Raw genomic sequence first — 20,003 nt, 5'->3', positions numbered from 1 at the left:
CGTCCCTCAGCTCCGCCGCGCCTTTTCGAGGTGGCGGCGGATGAGGGCGTCGGTGGGCGCGCCGCGGGCGGCGCGCTCCAGCAGAACTAGTCCCTGCGCCTTGTCGCGGCCGCTCTTGACCAGCAGCCAGCCATAAGTGTCGGCCGTGGCCGGGTTGTCCTTGTCCAGGCTCCAGGCCTTGCGCGCCAGCGGCAGCGCGGCCTCCAGCTCGCCCTCTTCCGAATAGGCCCAGGCGAGATTGTTGAGCATCACCGCGTCGCGGTCGCCCAGCCTGCGGCGCAGGCCTTCATAGACGCGGATGGCGCCTGGCCAGTCGCGCGTCTCCATCATCCGCGTGGCCAGCATCAGCCGCGCCGGCACGCTCTGCGGGTTCTGCTGGAGAAAGAGCTGCAGCACCTGCGCCGCCTTGGTCGGCTGGGCGGAGCGCTGCAGCGCTTCGATCAGGCGCATCGCCGTCGGCTCGGTGAAGGCGAGGTTGGCGGCCTTGCGATATTCCTCGGCCGCGCCGGCAAAATCGCCCCCGATGCCGCGCGCGTCGCCGACCAGCACATGCGCGTCGGGCGCGCCGGGATTGGCGGCCTGCAGCGCCAGCGCCCTCTGCAGCGCCTCGTCGCCGATGCCGTTGGAAAGCAGCGCGCCGATCAGCCGGAGCTGGGCGGGTGCATGGCCGGGATGCGAAGCCGCATAGGCCCGGATCTCGGCGAGTTCGGCCGAGGTCACCGGCGCGCCGATCGCGGTCGGGCTGCGGCTTTGCGGCTGGGCGGCGCGGGCGAGGTAGCGGGCGGCGCCATCGCGGTCGCCCTGTTTGGCCAGCGCCATGCCGATCAGCGAGAGCGAATAGGAATCGGCGTCGGGCAGGTCGACGATCGGGCGCAGCGCGGCGACCGTCGCGGCCGGATCGCCCAGCCGCCAATAAGAGGCGGCAAGCAGGCGCCGCGCCTTGCGGTTGCCCGGTTGCTGGTCGATCAGCCGCGCGAGTCTTTGTGCCGCCTGCTCGATGCTGCCGGTCTGGAAGTCGATCGCGCTGGAGAGGAGCATCGCCGCCGGCTCGCCGTCGAACCGGCCTTTGGTCCGCGCATAGAGCGACCGGGCTAGTTCGAACTTGCCGGCGCGCGCCGCCAGCGTCGACTGGAGGTAGTAGGCCCGCTCATTGCCTTCCGAGAGGCTGAGGACCTTGCGCGTATCGGCCAGCATCGCGTTCGTCCGGCCGAGATCGCCCAAAGTGGCAGCGCGCTCGAGCAAAGCCGGCACATGGGCGGAGTCGACCTCCACCGCGCGGCTGAACCAGGGGAGAGCGGCGGCGAGGCCGTATTGACTGCGGGTAAGCGCGCCGCGCAGCAGCAGCGCGTCCACCAGTCGCGGCTTGAGCCCGACCGCCCGGTCGGCGGCCTCGAGCGCGCCTGCGAGATTGCCGTTGTCGCGGCGGAAGCGGCCGACGGCGGTCCACAGGATGGCGTCGTCCGGCGCGAGTGCAATGGCCTGGTCGAAGGCCGCGCCGGCGCCGCCGTCGCCGAGCGCGTGCAGTGTCTCCGCGCGGAGGCGCGCGGTGACGGCGGCATGTTCGGGTCGCGCGCGCTGCAGCGCGTCCAGCGCCTGCTGCGCCTCTCCGCGCAGCAAGCGGGCATGGGCGAGGAGGTGTGCCACGTCCTCGGCCGCAACGCCGCGCTTGATGGCTTCGGCGATTTCGGTCTCGGCGGCGGAGCCGTCGCCCAAAGCGAGATAGGTGCGCGCCTGCATCACGCGCGCGGCCGCGTTGGCCGGATCGGCCTGGATCGCGTTGAGGAACTGAACCCGGGCCGTGCGGGGGTCATCGGCCGCCAGCGCCGCTACGCCCTTTGCATAGGGGTCGCCTTCGGGGGCGGCGTTCGAGCAGCCGGCCAGCAGCAGCGCGAGGGCGAGGAGGGACGTCCTCATGGCTGCAGATCGTGCTGCTTGAGGAGGTCGTAGAGGGTCGGCCGGCTGATCCCGAGCAATTTGGCGGCGTTCGAGATATTGTTCTCGGTGCGGGCCAATGCCTGGCGGATCGCCTTGCGGTCGGCATCCTCGCGCGCCGCCTTGAGGTTGACCGGTAGCGCCTGATCCTCGCCGATGCCGAGGTCCAAATCCTCGGCCGTGATCAGCTTGCCGTCGGCCATGATCACTGCGCGCTTCATCCGGTTCTCGAGCTCTCGGACGTTGCCGGGCCACGGCCAGTCGTTGATCGCCGCCAGCGCGCCCGGCGTGAAGCCCTTCACCTGCGGGTTCATTTCCTTAGCGAAACGGTTGAGAAAATGCTTAGCGAGCAAAGTCGCGTCGCCGTGGCGCTCGGCGAGCGTGGGGATCTTCACGACGATCTCGGCGAGGCGGTAGTAAAGGTCCTCGCGGAAGCTGCCGGCCTGGATCATCGCCGGAAGGTCCTGATGAGTCGCGCAGACGATGCGTGTGTCGACCGCGATCGGCTTCCTCCCGCCGATCCGCTCGATCACGCGCTCCTGCAGGAAGCGAAGCAACTTCACCTGGAGCGGCAGCGGGATGTCGCCGACCTCGTCGAGGAAGAGCGTGCCGCCATGGGCGAGCTCGATCTTGCCTTCGGTGGTCTTGATCGCGCCGGTGAAGGCGCCCTTTTCATAGCCGAAAAGTTCGGCCTCGAGGAGGTTCTCCGGAATCGCGGCGCAGTTGATCGCGACGAAGGTGCCGCTGCGGCGGTCGCTCGCCTGGTGGAGGCCCTTGGCGAGCAGCTCCTTGCCGGTGCCGCTGGCGCCCAGCAGCATCACCGATACGGCGGCGTTGGCGACGCGCTCGATCGTGCGGGCGACCTTGGTCATTTCGGGCGCCGCGGTGATCATCGTGCCGAGCACGGTGCGGTCGTCGCCGACCCGTTCCTCGAGCCGGCGGTTCTCGCCCTCGATGCCGTGGAGCTGGAAGGCGCGGCGCACGATCAGGCCGAGCTGGTCGATGTCGACCGGCTTCTGGTAGAAATCATAGGCGCCGGACGCGATCGCCCGCAGCGCGCTTTCGCGCGCGCCGTGGCCCGAGGCGACGATCACCTTGGTCTCGGGCTTCAATGTCAGGATCGTTTCCAGTGTGGCAAAGCCCTCGCTGACCCCGTCCGGATCCGGCGGAAGTCCGAGATCGAGCGTCACCACCGCCGGCTCCTCGGCGCGCATCATATCGACGGCCGCGCCGCGGTCGGAGGCGACCAGCACTTCATAATCGTCATAGGCCCAGCGCAGCTGGCGCTGCAGCCCCTCGTCGTCCTCGACGATCAGCAGCTTGGGTTTGGCCTCGCTCATGCGCGCATCCGTTCGAGTTGGGTGGGCGCTTCAATCTGCGCCGCCGGTAAATAGAGGGTGAAGCACGTCCCTTCGCCTTCCCGCGATTCGACGTCGAGCCGCCCGCCCATAGCGGTGAGGAGGGTGCGGGCCTCGAACGCGCCGATGCCGAAGCCGCCCTCCTTGGTGGAGGCGAACGGCTGGAAGAGGCGCGTGCTGACGAAATCGGCCGACATGCCGGAGCCGCGGTCGGCAATCTCGATGGCGACGTCGGCGCCGCGGCGTTCGGCGCGCAGCACCACGGGCTCCCCGGCCGGGCTGGCGTCTATCGCGTTCTGGACGATGTGGACCAGCGCTTGTTCGAGTCGCGTCGGATCGGCCCGGACGATGAGGTCGTGATCCCCGCCCAGCGCGACCGGATGACCCCGTGCCTTGGCCGCCGCGACCGCGGTCAGCAAAGGATCAAGGGCGATCGGGCGCAGAGTCTCGCCCTCGCTCGGGCTGCCTCGGCCGAGGCGGGCGAGCAGGTCGTTCATCTTCTTCACCGAGCTTTGCAGCGTCGCGATCATGTCGGCGCGAAATTCGGGATTGTCGGCGTGGCGCTCGGCATTGCGCGTCACCAGGCTGAGCTGGCTCACCAGATTCTTGATGTCATGCATGATGAAGGCGAAGCGGCGGTTGAACTCGTCGAAGCGCTGGGCGTGGGCGAGCGCATCCTGGCTGCGGGCCTCGGCAAGGTAGCTCGCGGCCTGGATGCCAGCGGTGCGGAACAGGTCGAAATCTTCCCAGTCGAGCGGGCGGCGGATGGTCGGATGCGCCAGCACCACGAGGCCGACCAGACGGTCGTTGTGGAGCAGCGGGATGCCGGCCCAGGCCGCGCCCTCCGCGCACAGCCATTCGGGCAAAGCGACCCGCCCGCCGTCGTCGTCGGCGACCGCGGCCTGGCTGAAATCGAGAATGTGTCCGGTCGTCTCGAGCAGGCGGACGAACCCCTGGTCGGCTGCGCTGCCGTGGCCGATCTCGCGCTTCCAGTTCCAGCGCGCGGCGGGGGTGAGGCGATATTGGTCGTCGGAAAGGAGCAGCAGGCCGGCCGGCGATCCGGCAATGTCGGCCATCGCCTTGATGACGCGCTCACTCAAGGGCGCCGCATCCTCGCCGCCGAGTCCGATCGTGCGGGTGAAGCGCAGCCACTCCTCGCGATAATCGTAGCGATGTTCGAACAGATGCTTGGTGAGCATGACCCGCGCCCAGGCGCGGCGTCGGCCCGACGGCAGGAGCAGGAGCGCGGCCACGCTCATCGCGAAGACGAGGCTGACTTGACCTATTCGGACCCAGTGGCCGCCGATCAGTTCCAGCGCCTGCGTCGCCGACATCATCAGGATCAGATAGGCGAGGATCGCGATCACCGAGAGCGACTGGAAGGTCGCTGCGCGCGAGATCTGCACCTTCCACTGGGCGTTGCGGCGGCTCGCCAGCGTGAACAGGGGCACCAGCATGGCCAGGATCGCGCCGCGCATCGCCAGCAGATCGTGCACCGGATCGCGGGTCAGATAGGCGACGGTGTAGAGATGGAGGTCGTAGAGCCACATGCCGGCGAGGGCGATCGTCGGCAGGCGAATGCCCCAGCGGCTGTCGGGACTCGCCTGGCCGTAGAGATTGTGGACCAGAACGAGGCCGCCGGCAGCGACTGTCAGGCCGAGAATGTTGGCGGTCGCGATTAGCGCGGCCTGCGCCTCCGCGTTCCCCGTAAATCGCGCCACGACGCCGGCGACGATGATCTGGAGGCCGATCACGGCGGCGACCGTGAAATAGACGATGCGGACGGCGCGCTGGCGCTCGTCGGGCTCGGCGCTGCGGACGATGCCGTACATGAAGGCGAGGAAGGCGAAGTTGCGTGCGCCCTCGGCCACGCCGGTGAGGAACTGGTGCTGGCCGAGCATCGATGCGAAGATCGCCCAGACCGAAGTGACCGCGAACGCCGCCACGAGCGGCCGGTTGCGGTGGTCGCCGTTCCAGTGGCGCAGTTGCCAGATGGCGAGCGCGCCGTAGAGCAAGGCGGCGAGCGCGTGGCTCCAGAAGCCGACCAGGCCGAGCATCAGCGCGCGCCCTCTGGCCAGAGGATGACGCGGATCGTCTGGAGCAGGATCAGCACGTCGAGGAAGGGCGTGTAGTTCTTGGCATAATAGAGATCGAACTCGAGCTTCTGGCGAGCGTCGTCGACCGACGCGCCATAGGGATAATTGACCTGCGCCCAGCCGGTGATGCCCGGCTTCACCATGTGGCGCTCGGCATAATAAGGAAGCCGTGCCTCGAGATCGGCGACGAACTGGGGCCGCTCGGGGCGCGGGCCGACGAAGCTCATCTCGCCCTTCAGCACACTCCAGCATTGCGGCAATTCGTCGATCCGGAGCTTGCGGATGATGTGGCCGACCCGCGTGACGCGGGGATCGTCCTTCTGCGCCCAGACGGCGACTCCGCCCACTTCGGCATCGAGCCGCATCGAGCGCAGCTTCACGATCTCGAACGGCTGGCCGTAAAGGCCGACACGGCGCTGGCGGAAGAAGGGCGAACCGGGGCTCTCCAGCTTCACGATCAGGGCCGTCACCACGATGAGAGGCGCCGTCAGCACCAGGATCGCGGCGCTGACCAGCACGTCGAACAGCCTTTTGCCTGCGCTCGACAGGCGGCGGCCGGCGGAGAAGCCGTCGGAGAAGATCAGCCAGGACGGGTTGAGGCTGTCGAGATCGACCCGGCCCGTCTCGCGCTCGAGGAAGGAGGACAGATCGTTGACGTAGACGCCGGTCGTCTTGACGCGGAGCAGGTCGGACAGCGGCAAAGCGTTGCGGCGTTCCTCGAGCGCAAGCACGACCTCGGTCGCGCCGAGCGCCAGCACGTGGTGGGAGAGGTTGTCGATGTCGGCACGGTTGATCGAATTGGGGAGTGCAGGCGGGCCGTCCGCCATGCAGACATGGCCGACCACGGCGAAGCTGGCGCCGGGCTGGCGGGCCAAAGCGGCAAGCCGCGCCGCGCGCGGACCCGCGCCGAGGACGAGCACGCGCCGCTTGAACATCTCGCTGCCGAGCGAACCGCCGATCGCAAGGCGCACCGCGACCAGGCCGGCGGTGGCGATCCCCATCGCGTAGAGCAGATTGGAGCGCCAGAAGCTGAGCCAGGGTGCCAGGAAGAAGATCAAGACGAGCAGCAGGAAGCCGAGGCTGAGGGCGACCAGCAGCCGTGTCCCGGCATAGCGGAGCGAGGTCAGCGCCTCGACCGCGTAGACGCCGACGCCGGCCATGGTGAGCTGCAGCGTCAGCGCGAAGGTCAGCATGTTGGGAAGGCGGTGGATTTCCGGAGCCGCGGCGCTCTTGATCTGCCAGAGCCGCAGCAACCAGCCGGCTTCGGCCGCAAGCATCAGCACGGCGAAATCGACGAGGCACAGCAAGAGGACGGTGTGCGGGACGTAATGTTTGAAGATCCTGATCACGTCCGGCCCGCCGCCTCGGCCTCGGAGAAGAGTGTAAGCTTTTCCGACACGGCCAGGAGTGTCGCCGAAATTGACAAAGATTCCCTGAACGGCGGCCAAGGGTGGACGCGGAGCCATGCCGCGCCCATCTAAATCCGGAGCAGCGAGGAGAGCGAGCGATGGTGGCGATGCGGCAACTCGGCGACAGCGGCCTGATGACGCCTCCGCTCGTGCTCGGCGGCAACGTGTTCGGCTGGACCGCCGATCGCGAGCGCAGCTTCGAGATTCTCGACCGCTTCGTCGCGCGCGGCGGGACGATGATCGACACCGCCGACGTCTATTCCTCGTGGGTGCCGGGCAATCAGGGCGGCGAAACCGAGACGATCATCGGTGAGTGGCTGAAGCGGCGCGGACGGCGCGACGACGTGCTGATCGCGACCAAGGTCGGGCACGACAAGGGCCTCTCCGCCGACTGGATAGCGCAGGCGGTGGATCGCTCGCTGGCGCGGCTCGGCACCGATTATATCGATCTCTATTATTCGCATAAGGACGATACCGCCGTCCCGCTGGAGGAGACGCTGGGCGCGTTCGACCGGCTGGTGAAGGCGGGCAAGGTGCGGGTGCTCGGGGCCTCGCAGATCGAGGCGGACCGGCTGGGCGAAGCGCTCGACATCAGCGCGCGCGAAGGGCTCGCGGCCTACAGCGTCCTCCAGACCTGGTACAATCTGGTCGAGCGCAGCCGCTACGAAGGGGCGCTGGCGGATCTCGTCGCCGAACGCGGGCTGGGGATGGTCGCGTTCTACGGCCTCGCGTCGGGCTTCCTCACCGGCAAATATCGCGGCGCCGCCGATCTCGGCAAAAGCCCGCGCGGCGGCGGCATGGAGAAATATCTGGATGCGCGCGGCTTGCGCGTCCTCGCGGCGCTGGACGAAGTCGCCGGCGACTTAAGCGCCACCCCGGCGCAAGTCGCCTTGGCCTGGCTTGCCGCCCAGCCGGCCGTCACCGCGCCGATCGCCAGCGCCACCAGCCTGGACCAGCTCGACGATTTGCTCGGCGCGGTCGAACTGCAGCTCAGCCCGGGCCATCGGGATTTGCTGAACGCGGCCTCGCGGGAGGATTAGATGGGCCGGAAATCCTTCGCCATCGCGGCGATCATGTTGGCGTCCTGCGGCTCGGGCTCCGATTTGCCCGGCGGCGGCGAAGCGACGGCGGCGGCGCCGTCCGCGCGCACCGAGAGCGCGGTCTTCGCCGGCGGCTGCTTCTGGTGCACCGAGGCCGATTTCGAGAAGGTGCCGGGCGTGCTCTCGGCGGTGTCCGGTTATATTGGCGGACGCGTCGCCAATCCGACCTACGAGCAGGTCTCGGTCGGCGGCACCGGTCACTATGAAGCGGTGCGGGTCACCTGGGACCCAGCCAAGGTGAGCTACGGCCGGCTCGCCAGCCATTTCTTTCGCACCGTCGACCCGACCGACGCCGGCGGCCAGTTCTGCGACCGCGGCGAAAGCTATCGCACCGCCATTTTCGTCGCCAATCCCGCCCAGCGCCAGGCTGCCGAAGCGGCGAAGGCCGAGGCCAACCGCCAATTGGGCGGCCGCGTGGTGACGCCGGTCCTGGCCGCTGCCCGCTTCTGGCCGGCGGAGGGGTACCACCAGGATTATTACAAGAAGAACAAGCTCAAATACCGCTTCTACCGTTATCGCTGCGGCCGCGACGCGCGGCTCGAAGAGGTCTGGGGCGGATAGTCAGCCGAAGCGGCGCGGGTCGGTGAGCGGCTCGGTCAAATCGGCGATGCCCTGCTCCTGATAATCGGGTTCGCGTTCGATCAGCCGCCGGACCACGGGCGGCTCCGGCCCCTGGTGCAGCTCCCGCGCGGCGCCGGTGGCCCACGCATCGGCATGGGTCATCCGGTTGTTGTGGCGGATATATTCGATCCAGTTGGCGAGGTGGAAACGCTCGATCCACAAGTGCGGGTCGGCGACGTCGCGCAGCAAGGTCCAGCGGCGCGCCCCGTCGCGGCGGCGGACGCGGCGCCGCTCGGCCATGACCGACAGGAATTGGGGGACGTCCTCGGGGCGGATGCGGAACTCGATCGTCACCACCAGCGGCCCGCTGCGCGGCTGGATGTCGATCGCCGGATCGGGCGGCCGCCATTCGCGCAAGGGATCGAGGTTGAGCTCGGCGGTCGACGGCAAAGGCAGCTTCAGCCCCGCGACGGTGCAGAGCACCAACACCGCTCCGGCGCCCAGGAGGGCGGCCTGGATGTCGTAATCCTCGGCGACCATGCCCCAGATCCAGCTGCCGACCGCCATGCCGCCGAACGCGGCCATCTGGTAGAGCGACAGGGCGCGGGCGACGACCCAGCGCGGCGAATTGAGCTGGACCGTCACGTTGAACGTCGACAGCGCCAGCACCCAGGCGGCGCCGGCCACCAGCAGGGCCGGCGTCGTGACCAGCAGGGTGGAGCTGGAGCCGACGATCGCGGCCGCCGCGGCGAAGGCGAGGCACGACATGCGCACCAGGCTCTCGGACGAAAAGATGGCGCGCAATTTGGAGCTGGAAAAGGCGCCTGCCACCGCGCCGACGCCGAATGCGCCGAGCAGGATTCCGAAGGTCAGGGCCTCGCCGCCGATGAGGTCGCGCGCGACCAGCGGCATCAGCGCGCTGACCGCGCTGGCGCCGAAGCCGAATATCAGGCTGCGCACCAGCACCGCGCCGATCGAGGGCGACATGGCCGCGTAGCGGACGCCCGCGCCCATCGCGACGCCGAGCCGTTCGCGCGGCAGCTTGCGTTCCGGCCGGACCGGACGCCAGCGGGCGAGCACCGTGATCAGGGCGATATAGCTCGGCGCATTGACGGCGAAGGCCACCGCCGCCCCCGCCGCGGCGACGATCGCGCCGCCCACTGCAGGGCCCAGGCTGCGGGCGATGTTGAAATTGAGGCTGTTGAGGGCGATCGCGCCGGGCAGGTCCTGCCGCGGCACCATGTCGCCGACCGAGGCCTGCCAGGCGGGACCGTGGAACGCGGCGCCAACGCCGACCAGGAAGGTGAAGAGCAGGAGCAGCCAAGGCGTGATCAGGTCGAGCCAGGCGCAGGCCGCGAGCGCCACCGAGACCGTCAGCATGAAGATCTGTGCGGCCAGCATCACCCGACGCCGGTCGTAATTGTCGGCGATCGCGCCCGATGCGAGCGACAGCAGCATGATCGGCAGCGTCGTCGAGGCCTGGACGAGAGCCACCATCTCGGCCGAGGGCGCGATCGACGTCATCATCCACGAGGCGCCGACCGCCTGGATCATGCCGCCGAAATTGGACGCCATGCTAGCGATCCAGACCGCCCGGAAAACGGGGTGGGCCAGCGGCGCGAGCGGCGCGGTCGATGGGGAAGTCAAAGGCCGCCTTTCGCAAGGGCGCGGCGTCGCGTGCCGCGTCGAGGCTTGAAAGGGCGGGGACGGCTTCGGTTCCCCGCCGGCGCGTTCACCGCCCGCTGCCGATGAAGGCCACGACCCGCTCGACGAGGCCCGGCGCCAGCGGCAGCTCGGGCGCGGCGTAGGTGGTCGCATTGGCAGCGCGATCGGTGGCGGCGCTCTTCAGGACATGGTTCATGCCCTCGATGATCGCGATCTTGACGCCTGGGCGGGCTGCAGAAAGCCGCCGGGCGTCCGCCACCGCGGTCTGGAAATCGGTCGTGCCCTGCACCACCAGGATCGGCCCCTTGTAGCTGCGCACGAGCGTGGCGGGGTCGACCTTCATCATCGATATGACGAACGGCTGCACGCTGGGGCGGAAAAGCGGGATCAGGCCGGGATGCATGTCGCCCGTGTAGAGACGGCCCGCTTCCAGCTCGGCGACGATCGCCAGCGCCTGCTCCAGGATCGGCGCATTGGCCGGGTTGGAGCGCAATTGCTCGCGCAATATGTCGGCGAGGTTGCGTCCGGGCGCAGCGACCAGCACGAGACCGCACACATCCTTGTTGTCCTGCGCGGCCAGCAAGGCGTGGAGGGCGCCTTCGCTGTGGCCGAGCAGCCAGGCGCAGCGCGCGCCGGTCAGGCGGCGCAGCTCCGCCGCCCAGGCGCGGGCGTCGGCGGCGAAGGCGTCGATGCGCAGACTCTCTTCGGACGGGGCGGCCGCGGCGCTGGCGGCGATCCCGCGCTTGTCGACGCGCAGGCTGGCGATCCCACGGGCCGCCAGCCCCTCCGCCAGCAGCCCGAGCGGCCGAGCGGTGACGCCGAGCGGATTATTGCCGTCGCGGTCGGTCGGGCCCGATCCTGGCAGAATCAGCACGGGCTCGTGCCGCGCCGGCTTTGGCGTCAGCAAGGTCCCGGCCAGCGCCGCGTCGCCCTCGCCCATCCACACCTCGCGCGCGACCGACGGGGCCGAAGCCGCATAAGGCGGAACGGTCGCGCAGCCCGTGGCAAGCAGGCTGGCGCACAGCATCAGGCCAGGCGCGATTCGCACGCGCGACCGGCCTTATTTCTTCAGAACATCGAGCGCGGCGGCGGTCATCGCTTCGGTCGCGGTTGCGATCACGGCTTCCGCGTCCGGCGCCCAAAACGGGCTGTGCAGGCTGGGCAGCTTGGAAATGTCGCCGCCGGCCGCGTCCCACTTGGCCTTGGGCGTGCCGCCGACCCAGAAGAGCAGACTTTGGATCTTGGGATCGGCGAGGTGGTAGCGGCCGAAATCCTCGCCGACCATCGAAGGCTTGGTGCGCTCGACGCGCGCTTCGCCGAAACGCTCGGTGAAGACGGTGGCCATCCGCTCGGTGAACGGATCGGTGTTGCGCGCCGCCGGCGTGTTGTCGCGCTCGATCTTGACGATCGGCATGCGGTCCTCGGGCAGGCCGGCGGCGATCGCTTCGCCGCGGGCGATGCGGGCGATACCGTCGAGCAGGGTCTGGCGCGCGCCGGCGCCATAGCTGCGCACCGTCATCAGCAATGTCGCCTCGTCGGAGATGATGTTGTGCTTGGCGCCCGAATGGAAGCTGCCGACCGTCACCACTGCCGGCTCGGTCGGGTCGAGCTCGCGGCTGACCAAGGTCTGCAGCGCGCCGACGATGCGCGAGGCGAGCACGATCGGGTCGCGTGTCGCGTGCGGGGCGGCGCCGTGGCCGCCGACGCCGCGCACGATCAGGTCGACATTGTCGACATTGGCGGTGGCGTAGCCGGGCGAGACGCCGACCACGCCGGCGGGGAGCACTGCGGCGTCGTGGAAGGCGATCGCGTGGGTCGGGTGCGGGAAGCGGGTGAACAGACCGTCGGCGAGCATCGCCTTGGCGCCCTCGCCGGTTTCCTCGCCGGGCTGGGCGATCATCACCACCGTGCCCGACCATTGATTCTTCATCGCGGCGAGGCGGCGGGCGGTGCCGATCCAGGTCGTCATGTGCGTGTCGTGGCCGCAGGCGTGCATGATGCCGCTCTCGACGCCGGCCGTGCTGGTGCCGCGCACCTTGCTGGCGAAGGGGAGGCCGGTCTGCTCGTCGACGGGCAACGCGTCCATGTCCGCGCGGATCAGCAGCACCGGGCCGGGCCCGTTCTTCATCACCGCGACCACGCCGGTCTTGCCGACGCCGGTGGTGACTTCGAAGCCGAGCTTCTTGGCCTCGGCGGCGAGCTTCGCCGCGCTCTTCGTCTCCTGCATGCTGAGCTCGGGATGGGCATGGAGATCGCGGTAGATCGTCAGCAAAGACGGCAGATCGGCCGCGACGGCGTCGCGGATCGGGTCGGCTGCGGCGGCGGGCGCGGTCGTCATCACCAGTGCCAACGCGGCACCGATCAAATAGCTTCGCATGATGTCTTCCTTCAGGAGTCGGAGCCGGCCGGGACGAGCTCCAATATGTCGACCGTGGATTCGAAATGGGGGTAGGGGAAGACGAGGCGCCAGCGCTGCTCGCCGATCCGCTCGACAAGGGCGGCCATGTCGCGCTCGCGGTCGCGACCATATTGCAGCGCGCGATGCTCGTCGCCCAGCTGGAGCGTGCCGAGGAAGACCATGCGCTCGCTGGTATGGGGCAGGAACAGGCCGATCGGCCGCTGCGACCCGGAGAGCTTGGCGAAGCTCATCAGCCCGTTCTCGACGCGGATCCGGCAGGCGAAGGCGGGATAGGCGACATAATCGAGCATGCCCTCGGTCTTGCCGCCGACCTTGATCACGCGGCAGCGATAGTCGCCGGCCCGCGGATCGCGCCAAGCGATCGCCGAATCGGGCTGCAGCAACTTGCCTTCCTCCGAAAGGGAGGCGGCGTGGCCGGCCTTCTGCGCTTTATCGAGGCCGCGGACCAACGCAGTGCGCCACTGGCGCAACCGCTCGCGGTCGCTGTCCGTCGCGATCGAGCGCCAGTCGGGCGACGCCGATGCGCCGGGAGGGGTCGCCGTGGCGCGGTTCCCGTCGGACGCGCACGCGCCGAGCGCAAGAGCCGCGAGTGGCGGGAGGTAGGCCAGCTTCATTGCATTCCCCTGTGACGGCACCGATCTTCCGCCGGTTGCCAGCCGTACTTCTACTGCGCCGTCCAGCCTCCGTCCATCGACAGGTTGGCGCCGGTGATGGCCGAGGCTTCGTCGCGGCACAGGAAGGCGGCGAGCGCGGCGACCTGCTCGACGGTGACGAACTGCTTGGTCGGCTGGGCCGCGAGCAGGACGTCGTTCATCACCTGCTCGCGGGTGAGGCCGCGCGCCTTCATCGTGTCGGGGATCTGGTTCTCGACGAGCGGCGTCCAGACATAGCCCGGGCTGATGCAGTTGACGGTGACGCCGCTCTGCGCGGCCTCGAGCGCGACCGCCTTGGTCATGCCGGCAATGCCGTGCTTGGCCGCGACATAGGGCGCCTTGTTGGGCGAGGCGACGAGCGAGTGGGCCGATGCGGTGTTGATGATCCGGCCCCAGCCCTTGGCTTTCATGCCCGGCAGCGCGAGCCGCGTCGTGTGGAAGGCGGCGGAGAGGTTGAGCGCGATGATCAGGTCCCATTTGTCGACGGGGAATTCGTCGATCGGCGCGACATGCTGCATGCCGGCATTGTTGACGAGGATGTCGACGCCGCCGAGTTCTTCTTTGGCCTGCCGCATCAACGCCTCGATCGCCTCGGCCTTGGTGAGGTCCGCGTCGCTGTAGCGCGCCCGCACGCCGCTCTCGAGGTCCCGGCGGATCGTCTCGATCTCGGTCGCGTCGCCGAAGCCGTTGAGCATGATGTCGGCGCCCTCGGCAGCGAAGGCACGGGCGATCGCGAGGCCGATGCCGGAGGTGGATCCGGTGATGAGGGCGGTCTTGCCTTTGAGGAACACGTATTTTCTCCGCTGGGACGTGCCGCCTTTTCGGTCCGTCCCCGCGGGAATGCAACTAGCCGCCCTGTCCGCGCATTCTCGCTTCGGCCCAGCAACGAAAAGGACCGGCGATGCGCCTCGACGACTATCGGACTAGCGACAATGTCGGCGATCAGCGCGGCATGAAATTCGGCGGCGGGGGCGGAGGCGGCGGCATGTTCGGGCTGCTGTTCGGCCTGGTCGCGAGCCGGTTCGGCATCCTCGGCATCATCGTCCTGGCGGTGGGGGCGATGCTGCTCGGCGGCAATCCGCTCGGCATGCTCGGCGGCGGCAGCCAGGTCGCCCCGCACCAGGCGACGCAGGGTGCCAACAGCGCGGCGCAGGCCTGCGCGGTCGATGCGGCCAGCCGCTTCTCCTGCCAGGTTCTGGCCTCGACCGAGGATACGTGGGGCCGGATTTTCACCGAAAGCCAGCAGACCTACCGGCCGGCGCAGTTCATCTTCTACGACGGCCGCGGCCAATCGGGCTGCGGCGCAGCGCAGGCGGCGATGGGCCCCTTCTACTGCCCGACCGATAACAGCATCTATCTAGATACCAGCTTCTATTCCGAGCTTCAGAACCGCTTCGGCGCGGCCGGCGATTTCGCCCAGGCCTATGTGATCGCGCACGAGGTCGGCCACCACATCCAATTCCTCACCGGCGTCCTCGAGCAGGCGAGCCAGCAACAGCAGCGCCTGCCCGCAGCCCAGGCCAATGCCGTGCAGGTGCGCGTCGAACTGCAGGCCGATTGCTATGCCGGCGTGTGGGCGGCCCGCAACCGCGAGCGGATGGAGCCGGGCGACGTCGAGGAGGGCATGCGCGCCGCCGAGGCGATCGGCGACGACACGTTGCAGCGTGCGGCCCAGGGCCGGGTGGTGCCGGAGAGCTTCACCCACGGATCGAGCGCCCAGCGCATGCAATGGCTGCGGCGCGGCCTGGAGAGCGGCGATCCCGCGCAGTGCGACACGTTCAGTGCGGCTAATGTCTAGGGAAGATATTCGCCCTCGATCACCGTGACGCATTCGCCGCCTAGGACGACGCGCTCCCCTTTGCGGCGGCAGCGCACGACGCCGCCGCGGCGGCTCGCTTGGAAGGCGGTGAAGCTGTCGCCGCCCATCCGGTCGCACCAGAAGGGCGTCAGCGCGGCATGGGCCGAGCCTGTCACCGGATCCTCGTCCACGCCCCATGCCGGGACGAAGACGCGGCTGACGACGTCATAGCCGCCGTCGCCCGGTGCGGTGACGATCGCCATCAGGTCGATCCCGGCCAAAGCCTTCATGTCGGGCGCGCAGGCGCGGACCGCGTCGGCGCTGTCGAGCAGGATGATCGCGGTCGCCTCGGCGCCGGCATAGGACAGGTGGACTCCGCCGGCGGGCGTGCCGAGCGCGTCGAGCAGGCTCTCGTGCCGGTCGGGACGGACCAGGGTTTGCGGCAGATCGAGCGTCAGCGCGTCGCCGTCGCGGCCCACGGTCAGCACGCCTGCCTTCCGCGTACGGAACCGCACCTGATCGCCCTCGATCAGGACATGGCCGCTCGCGAGAGTAGCGTGGCCGCACAAGGCCACTTCGGTCGTCGGCGTGAACCAGCGCAGCTCGTAGTCCGCGTCGCCAGTGGCAGGAACGGTGAACGCCGTCTCGCTGAGGTTATTTTCTTCCGCGATCGCCTGCATCACATCGTCGGGGAGCCAGGCGTCGAGCGGCATGACCGCCGCGGGATTGCCGGCGAACGGGCGGTCGGCGAAGGCGTCGACCTGGACGAAGCGGAGTCTCATGGGCGTTTCCCGAACCAGGGGGTGACGTCGGTCTCGACGAGCTTGTTGCCGGGATGGTCGATATGGCCCTCGGGGTCGAGATGGATGAGCACTTCGACATCGGGGAAGTCGCGGGCGATCAGCGCCTCGACCTCGTCCATCACGCGATGCGCGTCGCGCACGCTCATGTCGGGATCGACATACATGTGGAACTGGGCGAAATCGCGCGATCCGGCGCGGCGCGTGCGGAAATCGTGAATGCCGCGAAGCTCTCCATGGCCGGCAGCGGCGGCAAGGAAACGCTGGCGTTTCTCCTCGGGCCATTCCTTGTCCATCAACTGGTCGATCGCGTGGCTCGACGCCTTGAACGCGCCCCAGGCGAGCCACAATGCGATCGCGATGCCGAACACCGGATCGGCGCCGGTGAGGCCGAGATACTGGTCGAGCACCAGAGCCGCGATCACCGACAGGTTGAGCAAAAGGTCGCTCTGATAATGGACGTTGTCGGCCTGGATCGCGAGCGACCCGGTCCGGGCGATGATGCGGCGCTGATAGGCAAGCAGGCCGAAGGTGGCGGCAATGGCGACGATCGAGACGCCGATGCCGAATTCGGCGTCGGCGGTGGTCCGGTCCTCGGTCAGCGCAACGATCGCGCGCCAGGCGATGCCCGCCGCCGAGGCGGTGATCAGTGCGACCTGGAACAGGGCCGCCAGCGCCTCGGCCTTGCCGTGGCCGAAGCGGTGGTCGTGGTCGGCGGGCTCGGCCGCGACGCGGACGCCGTACAGTGTCACCAAGGATGCAAGCAAATCGAGCCCGGTATCGGCGAGGGAGCCGAGCATCGCGACCGAGCCGGTGTGCCAGGCCGCGAACGCCTTCAGCAGAAGCAGGAAGAGCGCCATTGCGACGCTCGCCAGCGCCGCGCGCGCGGTCAGCCTGCCGCGTTCCTTCTCGGCGTCGGTCACGGGTAGAGCAATCCTTCGCTCCACCCGTCGCCCGACCGCGTGAACAGGCGGCGCTCGTGGAGGCGGTGGGCGCGGTCGCTCCAGAATTCGATCCGCTCGGGCACGACCCGATAGCCGGACCAGCGCGGCGGCCGCGGCACGTCGCCGCCGTCGAAGCGGGCGCGGACTTCCTCGTAGCGCGCCTCGAACGTCTCGCGCCGGTCCAGCGGCCGCGACTGCTCCGACGCCCAGGCGCCGAGCTGCGAATCCCGACTGCGCGTCGCGAAATAGAGGTCGGCTTCGGCCGCGCTCACCGGCTCGACCGCGCCTTCGATCCGCACCTGGCGGCGCTGCGACTTCCAATGGAAGAGCAAGGCGGCTTGGGCGTTCGCCTCCAGGTCGTTGCCCTTGCGGCTGTCCTGATTGGTGTAGAAGACGAAGCCGCGCGCGTCATGGCCCTTCAGCAGCACCATCCGCACCGAAGGCCGGCCCTGCGCGTCGGCGGTGGCGAGCGCCATCGCATTCGGGTCGTTCGGCTCGGATTTCTCCGCCTCGGCCAGCCACTGCTCGAAGAGGGCATCGGGATCGTGAAGCATGGCAGCCAATTGCGATTTTTTGCGCGACGTGTCGACTCCCGAGCGATTGACCGTCTTATTCGGCCGTGCAAACCCTTTGGACAAATCAGGGGGGATCAGTCAGTGGCAAAGCTCCAGGGAGGCGCGGCCTTAGCCGGGCGCTTGTTCGCGTGCGCGCTAGTTTGCATCCTGCTGCTTGTGGCGAGCGAGGCCGGCGCGGCGGGTCAGATTGTGGTGCGCAAAGGGCCGCCGCCCGCCTTCGTCATACCAATAGCCATACCCGAGCCTGTCCCGGCAAGGCTTCGCCAGGTGGAGGGCGGGTTCTACGATTTGCTCTACGACACGCTGGTGCGGGTCGATGGACCGCTCGAGACGACCTATCGCAGGCGCGCGTACAAGATTGTCGATCGTTCGGGGCTCGAAAAAGCGGCTCAGATAGAGGTCGGCTTCGATCCCTCATACGAAGGCCTGACGCTCCATCATGTATCGATCGTTCGGGACGGCCGCCCGATAAACGTGATCAACCGCACCGATATCGACGTAATTCGTCAGGAGAGCGAACTGGGCAAGGGCATCCTGACGGGCGTCCACACTGCAGTTTTCCGTCTCCCTGATGTCCGTGTCGGCGATGTCATCGATGTCGGCTGGAGCTGGGCTGCGCGGCCACCCCTCTGGCCCGGCCATTATTTTGCAGGCCACCAACTCGCCTGGGGCGTCCCTGTCGGCCTAACCCGCTACCGTGTAGACGTTCCGGCTGGGCAGCGGTTGGACGCTTATCGCTACCGCGGCGCCCCCGCCGCGCGGCTGCAGCGGGTCGGCGGCCGGGATATCAGGGAATGGACGGCAATTGATGCCGATCCGGTACGCCAGGACCGGGCTACGCCACAGTGGCATCGGCCGTGGCAACGGGTTTCCGTATCGACGATGGCAGATTGGGGCGAGGTCGTGCAATGGGCGCTCCCGCTTTACGTCGGAACGTCCGAGTTCCCCCCGGCCCTAGCCGACGAGGCCGCGCGCATTGAACGCCAAGGAGGGACGGACGCCGTAAAGGCAATCAAGGCGCTGCGACTGGTGCAGGATAATATCCGCTACACGAGCATGTCGATCGGAACTGGTTCCTATCGCCCGCGGCGGCCGGCGGACGTGGTTCGCCAAGGGTGGGGCGATTGCAAAGACAAGGCGCAACTGCTGGTGACCTTGCTCCGTCGACTGGGCATCGAGGCGTGGCCGGCGCTCACCGACGTGGATGAAGGCGCCGCTCTTCCGCGTGAAGCCCCGTCTCCCGGTGCTTTCGACCATGTGGTGGTCCTCGCTCGTGTCAACGGAAAGGATCACTGGCTGGATCCTACGCTTGCCCATCAGGGCGGCACCCTCGATACGCTAGCGCCGCTTGCCTACGATTATGCGTTGCCGATCCGCACGGGCCAGCGAAACCTTATGCGGATCCAGCAGACGCTTCCTTCAGGCCCGACAATCGAGGCGGTTGAGACCTACAATCTACGGCCGGACGGGATTCGGCTCGAGGCCGTGACTACCTATCGGGGCGGAGAGGCCGATAATATTCGCGCAAGCGTAGCCGGCGGCGCCGTGGCGACAAAGGAAGCCGAGTATCTGCAATTTTACGCGAGCGATTATCCGGGCCTACGGACGCAAGAACCCCTCCGCATAGAAGATGATCGCGAGGCGGGACGCCTGATCGTTCACGAATCTTATTTTCTTCCGGCTTCTACCTATGCCGATGGTGCCTTGCTGAAAGCCTTCCCGATCTACGTAGCGGCCTTCAGTGATACGTTCACTTATCAGGACGGTGGCCGGCGTAGACACCCGATGATCCTGTCTCATCCGGTCAACAGGACGCACAAAATCGTCCTCGTCACGCCGGGCATGTCGGTCTCTCCGCTGGACGAGACCCGGATAGACGGCAAGGCGTTTACGTTCTCGCTGGCCCAGAAGCGGGAAGGGGACACGCTCACGCTTTTGTTCTCGCTCGTGTCCAAGGGGTCGTTGCTCGCAGCGGATGACTTCGTCGCCTATCGCAAGGACGCCGACGCGCTGAAGAGCAACGTCAGTTGGCAGCTCACGATCGGGGAAGGCGCGGCACTTGGAGAAGGGATCGGCGCAGCCCTCCTGCTGTTGTCCATCGTCGGCGCGATAGTGATCGCGTTCGGATTTGCGCATGCCAGGGCGCACAAAGATACGGAGCGGGACGGCGAAATTCTCTATCCGGTGCCGCGTGCCAAATTTCTGACGCTGAGCATCACAACTTGGGGTCTTTACGCGGTATATTGGTTCTGGAGGAATTGGCGGTGGGAGCGGCGGCACTCGAGCCCAGGCATCCTGCCCTTCTGGCGCGCCTTCTTCGGTATCATCTGGCTTTATCCGCTGTTCAACGCAGCGAATGCCCGGTGCGCCAATCCTCTTCCGCAGTGGCTGGGCGGGGTCGCCGCAGCCGGCTATCTGACGTGGATCGTCGGGACGAGCGTCGCCGAGCAGATCTATACGGATTCGTTCGTTCCGACCGCATTAGCGTGCCTTGCGGCGATTTTCGTTCTGCCGACGCTCGTCGCGGTAAATCGCTGCAACGCGCCCGATACGGTACGCAACGGCCAATGGTCATGGCTCGCCGTCGCTGCGGCGGTTGCAGGCTCTGGATTCACGATCCTCCTGCCGTTCGTCGGCTAGGGCGAGCCTCGCAACCAAGCGCGGACGAATTATCTTGTGTCGTACGTGGCATC

At 68.0% G+C, this 20,003-nt stretch carries 16 protein-coding genes; 4 read left to right on the top strand and 12 right to left on the bottom strand.

All coding sequences use genetic code 11. The features are described 5' to 3' along the window. Window positions 1-6: 6 nt before the first annotated feature. From SH591_RS06750 to SH591_RS06735, 4 genes are read right to left on the bottom strand one after another with little or no spacing between them, the layout of a single operon-like run. On the bottom strand, window positions 7-1,914 hold the full coding sequence (locus SH591_RS06750; RefSeq protein ID WP_324751068.1) for a tetratricopeptide repeat protein: 1,908 nt from the start codon (window positions 1,912-1,914) through the stop codon (window positions 7-9). Then, the gene (prsR, locus tag SH591_RS06745) at window positions 1,911-3,272 is read right to left on the bottom strand and encodes a PEP-CTERM-box response regulator transcription factor (protein ID WP_324751067.1); all 1,362 of its coding nucleotides are present in this window, start codon (window positions 3,270-3,272) and stop codon (window positions 1,911-1,913) included. The genes SH591_RS06750 and prsR overlap by 4 nt, the downstream gene beginning before the upstream one ends. Beyond that, on the bottom strand, window positions 3,269-5,347 hold the full coding sequence (prsK, locus tag SH591_RS06740) for an XrtA/PEP-CTERM system histidine kinase PrsK (RefSeq protein ID WP_324751066.1): 2,079 nt from the start codon (window positions 5,345-5,347) through the stop codon (window positions 3,269-3,271). The genes prsR and prsK overlap by 4 nt, the downstream gene beginning before the upstream one ends. Further along, window positions 5,347-6,735 carry a TIGR03013 family XrtA/PEP-CTERM system glycosyltransferase gene (locus SH591_RS06735; protein WP_324751065.1) on the bottom strand — a complete coding sequence of 463 codons (1,389 nt, stop codon included), beginning with the start codon at window positions 6,733-6,735 and terminating at the stop codon, window positions 5,347-5,349. Before SH591_RS06735 ends, prsK begins: the two co-directional genes overlap by 1 nt. Window positions 6,736-6,893: 158 nt before the next feature. On the opposite strand from SH591_RS06735, the gene SH591_RS06730 reads away from it, so the two are divergent. Further along, window positions 6,894-7,835 carry an aldo/keto reductase gene (locus tag SH591_RS06730; protein WP_324751064.1) on the top strand — a complete coding sequence of 314 codons (942 nt, stop codon included), beginning with the start codon at window positions 6,894-6,896 and terminating at the stop codon, window positions 7,833-7,835. Beyond that, entirely contained in the window at window positions 7,836-8,456 is a 621-nt protein-coding gene (gene msrA, locus SH591_RS06725) for a peptide-methionine (S)-S-oxide reductase MsrA (RefSeq protein ID WP_324751063.1), read from the top strand. Here msrA and SH591_RS06720 read toward each other — a convergent pair whose 3' ends face one another. The 5 genes from SH591_RS06720 to SH591_RS06700 all read right to left on the bottom strand — a co-directional run bounded on the left by SH591_RS06720 (window position 8,457) and on the right by SH591_RS06700 (window position 13,984). Further along, window positions 8,457-10,031, bottom strand: coding sequence for an MFS transporter (locus tag SH591_RS06720; protein ID WP_324751062.1), 1,575 nt, complete (start codon window positions 10,029-10,031; stop codon window positions 8,457-8,459). Between the two features lie 157 nt (window positions 10,032-10,188). Next, window positions 10,189-11,169: an alpha/beta hydrolase gene (locus tag SH591_RS06715; protein WP_324751061.1), complete on the bottom strand. Its 981-nt coding sequence runs from the start codon at window positions 11,167-11,169 to the stop codon at window positions 10,189-10,191. 12 nt (window positions 11,170-11,181) lie between these two features. Beyond that, window positions 11,182-12,498 (bottom strand): amidohydrolase, encoded by a 1,317-nt coding sequence (locus tag SH591_RS06710; RefSeq protein ID WP_324751060.1) that lies wholly within the window; start codon window positions 12,496-12,498, stop codon window positions 11,182-11,184. Window positions 12,499-12,509: 11 nt separating this feature from the next. Then, window positions 12,510-13,154, bottom strand: coding sequence for a DUF4893 domain-containing protein (locus SH591_RS06705; RefSeq protein WP_324751059.1), 645 nt, complete (start codon window positions 13,152-13,154; stop codon window positions 12,510-12,512). Between the two features lie 50 nt (window positions 13,155-13,204). Beyond that, window positions 13,205-13,984: a 3-hydroxybutyrate dehydrogenase gene (locus SH591_RS06700; RefSeq protein WP_324751058.1), complete on the bottom strand. Its 780-nt coding sequence runs from the start codon at window positions 13,982-13,984 to the stop codon at window positions 13,205-13,207. Between the two features lie 110 nt (window positions 13,985-14,094). On the opposite strand from SH591_RS06700, the gene ypfJ reads away from it, so the two are divergent. Beyond that, window positions 14,095-14,991: a KPN_02809 family neutral zinc metallopeptidase gene (ypfJ, locus tag SH591_RS06695; RefSeq protein ID WP_324751057.1), complete on the top strand. Its 897-nt coding sequence runs from the start codon at window positions 14,095-14,097 to the stop codon at window positions 14,989-14,991. Here ypfJ and SH591_RS06690 read toward each other — a convergent pair. From SH591_RS06690 to pdxH, 3 genes are read right to left on the bottom strand one after another with little or no spacing between them, the layout of a single operon-like run. Then, window positions 14,988-15,773, bottom strand: a complete 786-nt coding sequence (locus SH591_RS06690; RefSeq protein WP_324751056.1) for a PhzF family phenazine biosynthesis protein — start codon at window positions 15,771-15,773, stop codon at window positions 14,988-14,990. The genes ypfJ and SH591_RS06690 overlap by 4 nt on opposite strands. Continuing rightward, window positions 15,770-16,714, bottom strand: coding sequence for a cation diffusion facilitator family transporter (locus SH591_RS06685; protein WP_416385214.1), 945 nt, complete (start codon window positions 16,712-16,714; stop codon window positions 15,770-15,772). The genes SH591_RS06690 and SH591_RS06685 overlap by 4 nt, the downstream gene beginning before the upstream one ends. After that, on the bottom strand, window positions 16,711-17,289 hold the full coding sequence (gene pdxH, locus SH591_RS06680; RefSeq protein WP_324751340.1) for a pyridoxamine 5'-phosphate oxidase: 579 nt from the start codon (window positions 17,287-17,289) through the stop codon (window positions 16,711-16,713). Before pdxH ends, SH591_RS06685 begins: the two co-directional genes overlap by 4 nt. 102 nt (window positions 17,290-17,391) lie before the next feature. Here pdxH and SH591_RS06675 point away from each other — a divergent pair, with 102 nt between their 5' ends. Beyond that, window positions 17,392-19,950, top strand: coding sequence for a DUF3857 domain-containing transglutaminase family protein (locus tag SH591_RS06675; RefSeq protein ID WP_324751055.1), 2,559 nt, complete (start codon window positions 17,392-17,394; stop codon window positions 19,948-19,950). Window positions 19,951-20,003 lie beyond the last annotated feature (53 nt).

Source organism: Sphingomonas sp. LY54, assembly GCF_035594035.1.
Classification (GTDB): domain Bacteria; phylum Pseudomonadota; class Alphaproteobacteria; order Sphingomonadales; family Sphingomonadaceae; genus Allosphingosinicella.
Note: the sequence above shows the minus strand (reverse complement) of the source record. Positions and strands in the feature narration are given on the sequence as shown.